This window comes from Pseudomonas sp. Sample_24, assembly GCF_004307605.1.
Taxonomy (GTDB): Bacteria; Pseudomonadota; Gammaproteobacteria; order Pseudomonadales; family Pseudomonadaceae; genus Aquipseudomonas.
The window spans coordinates 1-6,694 of sequence record NZ_RCNW01000362.1 but is presented as its reverse complement, the minus strand read 5'-3'; the positions used below and the strand labels follow the sequence as shown (position 1 = coordinate 6,694).

At 57.7% G+C, this 6,694-nt stretch carries 7 protein-coding genes and 1 pseudogene; 2 read left to right on the top strand and 6 right to left on the bottom strand.

Annotated features, from left to right (window positions below):
* Nucleotides 1–217: 217 nt before the first annotated feature.
* Nucleotides 218–925, bottom strand: coding sequence for a TetR/AcrR family transcriptional regulator (locus D8V06_RS20815; RefSeq protein ID WP_056857021.1), 708 nt, complete (start codon nt 923–925; stop codon nt 218–220).
* Between the two features lie 229 nt (nt 926–1,154).
* Between D8V06_RS20815 and lexA the strand changes: the two genes are divergently transcribed.
* Nucleotides 1,155–1,763, top strand: coding sequence for a transcriptional repressor LexA (lexA, locus tag D8V06_RS20810; RefSeq protein WP_056857020.1), 609 nt, complete (start codon nt 1,155–1,157; stop codon nt 1,761–1,763).
* Between the two features lie 10 nt (nt 1,764–1,773).
* Complete coding sequence (gene sulA, locus D8V06_RS20805; RefSeq protein ID WP_130907246.1) at nt 1,774–2,250, top strand: SOS-induced cell division inhibitor SulA; 477 nt, start codon at nt 1,774–1,776, stop codon at nt 2,248–2,250.
* A 91-nt stretch (nt 2,251–2,341) separates the two neighbouring features.
* On the opposite strand, the gene D8V06_RS20800 is transcribed toward sulA, so the two are convergent.
* The 5 genes and pseudogenes from D8V06_RS20800 to fadA form a co-directional block, all read right to left on the bottom strand.
* On the bottom strand, nt 2,342–2,575 hold the full coding sequence (locus tag D8V06_RS20800; protein ID WP_046041430.1) for a hypothetical protein: 234 nt from the start codon (nt 2,573–2,575) through the stop codon (nt 2,342–2,344).
* Nucleotides 2,576–2,669: 94 nt separating this feature from the next.
* A complete protein-coding gene (locus tag D8V06_RS20795; RefSeq protein WP_130931701.1) occupies nt 2,670–3,194 on the bottom strand; it encodes a DUF6586 family protein in 525 nt (174 codons plus the stop codon).
* A gap of 141 nt (nt 3,195–3,335) precedes the next feature.
* On the bottom strand, nt 3,336–5,963 hold the full coding sequence (gene topA / locus D8V06_RS20790; RefSeq protein WP_130931700.1) for a type I DNA topoisomerase: 2,628 nt from the start codon (nt 5,961–5,963) through the stop codon (nt 3,336–3,338).
* Nucleotides 5,964–6,077: 114 nt separating this feature from the next.
* Nucleotides 6,078–6,314, bottom strand: a complete 237-nt coding sequence (locus tag D8V06_RS20785) for a DUF1653 domain-containing protein (RefSeq protein WP_007986363.1) — start codon at nt 6,312–6,314, stop codon at nt 6,078–6,080.
* Between the two features lie 98 nt (nt 6,315–6,412).
* Nucleotides 6,413–6,694, bottom strand: a pseudogene (fadA, locus tag D8V06_RS20780) (acetyl-CoA C-acyltransferase); the annotation flags it as partial.

Sequence of the window (6,694 nt, the reverse complement as noted above, 5' to 3'; positions counted from 1 at the left end):
GCCGTCAGCCAGGTACCGGCGACGTCCACCATCAACGAGCCTTGCAGGCCAGCAGTCATAGAGATTCCTTGATAACGATAAACCCGGCTCGCGCCAAATCGCCACCGCAGGCAGTGCCCGGTTGATCGGCGACATTATTTGGCAGCGGGAGCAGAACGAGAGTCGGCATGGGCGGCTAGCTTAGCGGATGTAAGCAGCCGCGCCCACCCGTAAGCGGTCAAACCTTGGCGGCAACCGGTGTCGATTTGCTGCGCGGACGCAATTGTGCGGTAGCCATGGCGGTGTCGGTGACACCTGATTCGGCACGCATGCCGGCAGCGAGGAACGGCACCATCAGGCGCATGACCTGCTCGATGGAGGTGTTCACACCAAAATCGGTCTCGGCAATGGCGCGCAAGGCCTTGATCCCGGACATGCTGAAGGCTGCCGCACCCAGCATGAAGTGCACGCGCCAGAACAGCTCGATCGGTGGGATACGCGGCGCAGCTTCATTGACCAGCATCATGTAACGGCGGAACACCTTGCCGTACATGTCTTCCAGGTAGCGACGCAAATGCCCCTGGCTCTGACTGAACGCCAGACCCAGCAAACGCATGAAGATGGACAGATCGTTACCGCTGCGAGGCTGGACCACCAGCGCTTGCTCGACGAGGATTTCCAGGAGTTCTTCGAGCGTTGGCTTGTTTTCAGGCTTGGCCTGACGACGCTCAAGCTCTTTATCGAGACTGATGCAGAACGGCCCGAGGAATCGCGAGAAAACCGCTTGGATCAGCGCCTTCTTCGATCCGAAGTGATAGTTCACCGCCGCCAGATTGACACCGGCCTTGCTGGTGATCAGACGCAACGAGGTTTCAGCGAAACCTTTTTCCGCGAACAACTGCTCGGCAGCATCAAGAATGCGTTCAACGGTTTCCGACTGGGCCATGGCTACTCCGCCTGACAAACACTTGTTTGAAACATACGTTTCAGCCTGTGCCTTGTCAAGCCTGGCAGTCCGTTTTGGGAACGGTCAGTCAGATATTTAACCATACAACGGCAAAGCTTCAATCCATTGGCTTATCGACCGTCTGGCGGGCAGTAAAAAAAGGGGCATTGCCAAGACCGTTTCACTGTATATAATCCCAGTCACTGTATAAAAAGACAGAGCGATCAATATGCTAAAGCTGACGCCACGCCAAGCCGAGATTCTGGCCTTCATCAAACGCTGCCTTGAAGACAACGGCTACCCGCCAACCCGTGCGGAAATCGCTCAGGAACTGGGTTTCAAATCGCCCAACGCGGCGGAAGAACACCTCAAGGCGCTGGCTCGCAAAGGCGCTATCGAGATGACCCCCGGTGCTTCCCGCGGCATTCGCATTCCCGGTTTCGAAGCCAAGGCCGACGATTCTACCCTGCCAATCATTGGCCGGGTTGCAGCCGGAGCGCCAATCCTTGCCCAACAGCACGTCGAAGAATCCTGCAACATCAACCCGGCGTTCTTCCACCCCCGGGCTGATTATCTGCTGCGGGTTCATGGCATGAGCATGAAAGACGTCGGCATTTTCGACGGCGACTTGCTGGCGGTCCATACCACTCGCGAAGCCCGCAACGGCCAGATCGTGGTTGCGCGGATCGGTGACGAAGTGACCGTCAAACGCTTCAAGCGCGATGGCAGCAAGGTCTGGCTGATTGCAGAAAACCCGGAATTTGCGCCTATCGAAGTGAACCTTAAAGATCAGGAACTGGTGATCGAAGGCTTGAGTGTTGGCGTCATTCGCCGCTAAAGGAGGCTTTATGCAGTTCCCACACACACCACAGCAAGCCCAACTGCCTCTGCTGTTCGAAGCGTTCATGGCGCCGCCGCTGGAGCCAATACTGAAAGAAGTGGTCGAGTCGCCGTGGAGCACCGACCCGGAAGTCTTCAGTGAATTGTCTCTGCGTGGTGCTGCCGGGAACTGCCTGAACCTTCTGGCGCCGATTCTCAGGGAGTTGAGCGAGGAACAGGATGCCCGCTGGCTCACACTGATTGCCCCGCCTGCCAGCCTGACCCAGGCCTGGTTACGGGATGCCGGACTTAATCGCGAACGCATTCTGCTGTTGCAACCACGTGGCACACAGAGCGCCCAGCAGCTGACCTGCGAGGCCCTTCGCCTTGGTCGCAGTCATACGGTTGTCAGTTGGTTGAACCCACTGAGTACAGCGTCACGACATCAGTTGATCAGCGCTGCTCGAACCGGGGATGCGCAAAGTTTGAATATTCGATTGGGTTAACTGGAAAGTGGCGCCCACTCGGGCCGCGCCGGGCTTCTCCAAGGACAGAGAAGCCGATATGAATCGAAATGTGAAAAACCGACAGACGGGATCAATGAAGGACCCGCGAACCCTCTTCCTTGTCGAATTCACCTTCCACCAGGCGTCCAGCCATCTGCACGCCGACACTCAACATCGCCTTGGCAACTTCTACATGCTGGCCTTGCAGGAACGCCTTGGCATCCTCGGAGAAATCCAAAGTAACCAGAGAACCCTCGTCCTCAGCCCTTCGCAGCTCGATACGGCCGTCTGGTAACTCAACAATTTCTAGAAAGGACGTTGGCATAAAGGTTTGTTCTCCACGAAAGGCGGGGATTATATAGGCATCAGCCATGCTTCGCTCGGGATCTTGACCAGATGCCATCCCGAAACTGTTTCTGTCAGCACTCGTTCAGGCCTTCACGAAAGCGGATCGCCAACCCCTTCAGATTCTGACGCCAGCTCTCCAACTCCTCACGACTCAGCTCTTGAGGCGCTTGCTCTTCATCGAGATTTACCGCCAGGATCAAAGGCTGAGTCACGTCGCCTTTAGGCTTGTGCGGTGCACGCGGGGGTTGAAACAGCGCCGCGTGGGCCGCCAGCAGCTTGGCCAACCAGGTTTCCGGGTTGTTGGCCAGTTCAAACATCTCCGCCATTTCCGGGATGGCAATGCTGTCCAGCACTTCACGAGTCAGCAACGACTCGGCCCGGGACGCATTGGCTTGAGGCAAGCGATAGAAACCGGCAATCTCATGACACAACCCCAACAGCGCCCCATACAAGTGAAACAGCGCCGATTCGCGTCCGGCCTGAATCAGCGCCAGGGAGTTCATCGCTCGTCCCTCTTCTGCCTTGGCGAGAGCTTCCAGCGACAGGCCGGCGAAGTAAATTTTCTGGTTGGTACGGGTATAGAGTTCGTGGGCCATGACGGCAGCCTCCACAACGAAATAATTGCTTGATGCAGGTCGGACAGTGTCGTGGATCACTCGATCCGACCGCAAGCACAAAACAAAAAGGCCGCATGAAAACCCGAGGTTTGTCATGCGGCCTTTTCAGTACCCGACGATTTACGCCTTCGCAGTCGGACGCTTGTCTTCGACTTTCCACTTGCCGCCGTCGTAGAACGCTTTCCAGCCCGTCGGTTTGCCGTCGACTTCGGTCTGGACGTATTGCTCCTTGGTCTTGCGGCTGTAGCGGATTACCGCTGGCAGACCGTCCGGGTCTTTCTTCGGCGCTTCGCACAGGAAGTGGTACTTCGGATCGATCTCATCCTTGTGCGGGATGATTTCCATGACCAGAGGGGCACGGGTCTCGCGGTTTTTCGGGAACTGACTGGCCGCCAGGAACAACCCGGAAGCACCGTCGCGCAGGATGTAGGTGTCGTTGACCTTTTCGCATTTCAGCTCAGGCATCTTCACCGGGTCCATCTTCGGCGGCGCCGCGTCACCGCTCTTCAGCAGCTTGCGAGTGTTCTTGCAGGTCGGGTTGGTGCAACCGAAGAACTTGCCGAAACGGCCAGTCTTGAGTTGCATCTCACTGCCGCATTTGTCGCATTCCAGGCTCGGACCTTCGTAGCCCTTGATGCGATAAGTGCCCTCTTCGATTTCGTAACCATCGCAATCCGGGTTGTTACCGCAGATGTGCAACTTGCGCTTTTCATCGAGCAGGTAAGCATCCATCGCGGTGCTGCAAATCGGGCAGCGATGCTTGCCACGCAGCACCAGCGATTCCGACTCACCCTCGTCGTCCGCAGCGATTTCGTCGCCCGGCACCAGGTTGACGGTGGCCTTGCAGCGCTCTTTCGGCGGCAGGCTGTAGCCCGAGCAACCGAGGAATACACCGGTCGACGCGGTACGAATCTGCATCGGACGGCCGCAGGTGGTGCACGGAATGTCAGTCATCACCGGCTGGTTGGCACGCATGCCGCTTTCCGGACTTTCAGCCACTTCGAGTTTTTTCTTGAAGTCACCGTAGAACTCGTCGAGCACGTTTTTCCAGTCGCGTTCGCCCTGGGCCACGTCATCGAGATGCTCTTCCATGCCGGCGGTGAAGCCGTAGTCCATCAGGTTGGAGAAGCTCTCGGCCAGACGCTCGGTGACGATGTCACCCATCTTTTCCGAGTAGAAGCGACGGTTGTGCAGCGCCACGTAGCCGCGGTCCTGGATGGTCGAAATGATCGCAGCGTAGGTCGAAGGACGACCGATGCCGCGTTTTTCCATTTCTTTAACCAGGCTGGCTTCCGAGTAACGCGCCGGTGGCTTGGTGAAGTGCTGGGTTGGATCAAGCTTGATCAGCTTCATCGCATCGCCCTGGGCCATGTCCGGCAGCACATCGTCATCACCAGGCTTGGCGATTTGTGGCATGACGCGGGTGTAACCGTCGAACTTGAGAATACGGCCCTTGGCGCGCAATTCGAAATCGCCAGCCCCGACAGTCACGGTGGTGGACAGGTACTGCGCCGGGAGCATCTGGCAAGCGAGGAACTGGCGCCAGATCAGCTCGTAGAGACGCTCAGCGTCACGCTCCATGCCCGACAGCTTGCTTGGCTCGGTGTTGGCATCGGACGGACGAATCGCTTCGTGAGCCTCTTGTGCGCCTTCCTTGCTGCTGTAGACGTTCGGAGTTTCCGGCAGATACTTCTTGCCGAACTCACCTTCAATGTAGGTCCGCGCCATCGCCACGGCATCGGTCGACAGGTTGGTGGAGTCGGTACGCATGTAAGTGATGTAGCCGGCTTCGTACAGACGCTGGGCCATCATCATGGTTTTCTTCACGCCGAAGCCCAGGCGGTTGCTTGCGGCCTGCTGCAGGGTGGACGTGATGAACGGTGCCGACGGCTTGCTGCTGGTCGGCTTGTCTTCGCGCTTGACGATGCTGTAGCTGGACGCCTTGAGCTTCTCAAGCGCGGCCATGGCCTGGGCTTCGTTGAGCGGCTTGAAGGCTTCGCCCTTTTCGCGAGCGACGTCGAAACGCACAGTGGCGCCTTTGGCGGTGCCGAGGTCGGCGTGAACTTCCCAGTACTCTTCCGGGATGAACGCACGGATCTCGCGCTCACGCTCAACCACCAGTTTCACCGCAACCGATTGCACACGACCGGCCGACAGACCACGGGCGATCTTGGCCCACAGCAGCGGCGAAACCATGTAACCCACGACGCGATCGAGGAAACGACGCGCCTGCTGGGCGTTGACACGATCAATGTCCAGCTCGCCCGGCTCGGAGAAGGCTTCCTGAATCGCCTTCTTGGTGATCTCGTTGAACACCACGCGCTTGTAGCGGCTGTCGTCACCACCGATGGCTTCGCGCAGGTGCCAGGCAATGGCTTCCCCCTCGCGATCCAAGTCGGTTGCGAGATAGATGGTGTCAGCATCCTTGGCGAGCCTGCGCAGCTCTTCGATGACCTTTTCCTTGCCCGGAAGGATCTCGTACTTGGCTTTCCAGCCATGCTCGGGATCGACCCCCATGCGGGCAACCAGCTGCTTGCGCGCCTTTTCTTTGGGCGACAAGGCCGGCGCTTCGCCCGCAGCAGCCTTGCCGCGCTTGGCGGCGGGCTCTTTGCTGGCGCTAGCCGAACCGCTGGTGGGCAGGTCTCGGATATGGCCGATACTCGACTTCACCACGTATTCGTTGCCCAAATACTTGTTGATGGTCTTGGCCTTAGCCGGGGATTCCACAATGACCAGCGATTTGCCCATGGATCAGAAAATTCCTGAATTCGAGAAGTGAAAGGCGGTTGGCGCCTGACGCGGCACCGCTATATATAGTGGCAACAAGGTGAGGTCAAGCGCAGGGTTTTGCGCGCACTCAGCTTATGGCTTGGTAAAAAGGCTTTCTTCGGCCTGCACCAAAGCAAAGCGTGGCACCTGTTCGCCGTCAACCTCGACGGACTCCAGGAACATGCTCAAGGGACGCACCCAAAAGCCGTAATCGCCATACAGGGCTTGGTAGAAGACCACTTCTTCTTCGGTTTCCGAATGCCGCGCAACACTGAAAACGCGGTACTGCGGACCTTTGTAATGTTGGTAGAGCCCTGGTTGTATCGGCATGCTTTGGCCCTCACTCAAATTTTTTCAAAATAAAAACAAAATAAATCCGGAAAAACAAAAACCGGGGCACTTGGCCCCGGCTTCCATCAACGAGTCGCTTAAACGCGTTCGAAGACGGTGGAGATGCCTTGGCCGAGACCAATGCACATGGTGGCGACCCCGAGGTTGCCGCCATTTTGCTTCATCACGTTGAGCAAAGTGCCGGAGATACGCGCACCGGAGCAACCAAACGGGTGACCCAGGGCGATCGCGCCGCCGTGCAGGTTAACCTTCTCGTTCATCTTGTCGAGCACTTTCAGATCTTTCAACACTGGCAAGGCCTGTGCGGCGAAAGCTTCGTTGAGCTCGAAGAAGTCGATATCGTTGATGCCAAGGCCCGC

Excerpts from the sequence above, each read along its gene's own strand:
- D8V06_RS20800 (WP_046041430.1), bottom strand. The coding sequence starts at position 2,575 with ATGCCAACGTCCTTTCTAGAAATTGTTGAGTTACCAGACGGCCGTATC.
- D8V06_RS20795 (WP_130931701.1), bottom strand. The coding sequence starts at position 3,194 with ATGGCCCACGAACTCTATACCCGTACCAACCAGAAAATTTACTTCGCC.
- lexA (WP_056857020.1), top strand. The coding sequence starts at position 1,155 with ATGCTAAAGCTGACGCCACGCCAAGCCGAGATTCTGGCCTTCATCAAA.
- topA (WP_130931700.1), bottom strand. The coding sequence starts at position 5,963 with ATGGGCAAATCGCTGGTCATTGTGGAATCCCCGGCTAAGGCCAAGACC.
- D8V06_RS20815 (WP_056857021.1), bottom strand. The coding sequence starts at position 925 with ATGGCCCAGTCGGAAACCGTTGAACGCATTCTTGATGCTGCCGAGCAG.
- D8V06_RS20785 (WP_007986363.1), bottom strand. The coding sequence starts at position 6,314 with ATGCCGATACAACCAGGGCTCTACCAACATTACAAAGGTCCGCAGTAC.
- sulA (WP_130907246.1), top strand. The coding sequence starts at position 1,774 with ATGCAGTTCCCACACACACCACAGCAAGCCCAACTGCCTCTGCTGTTC.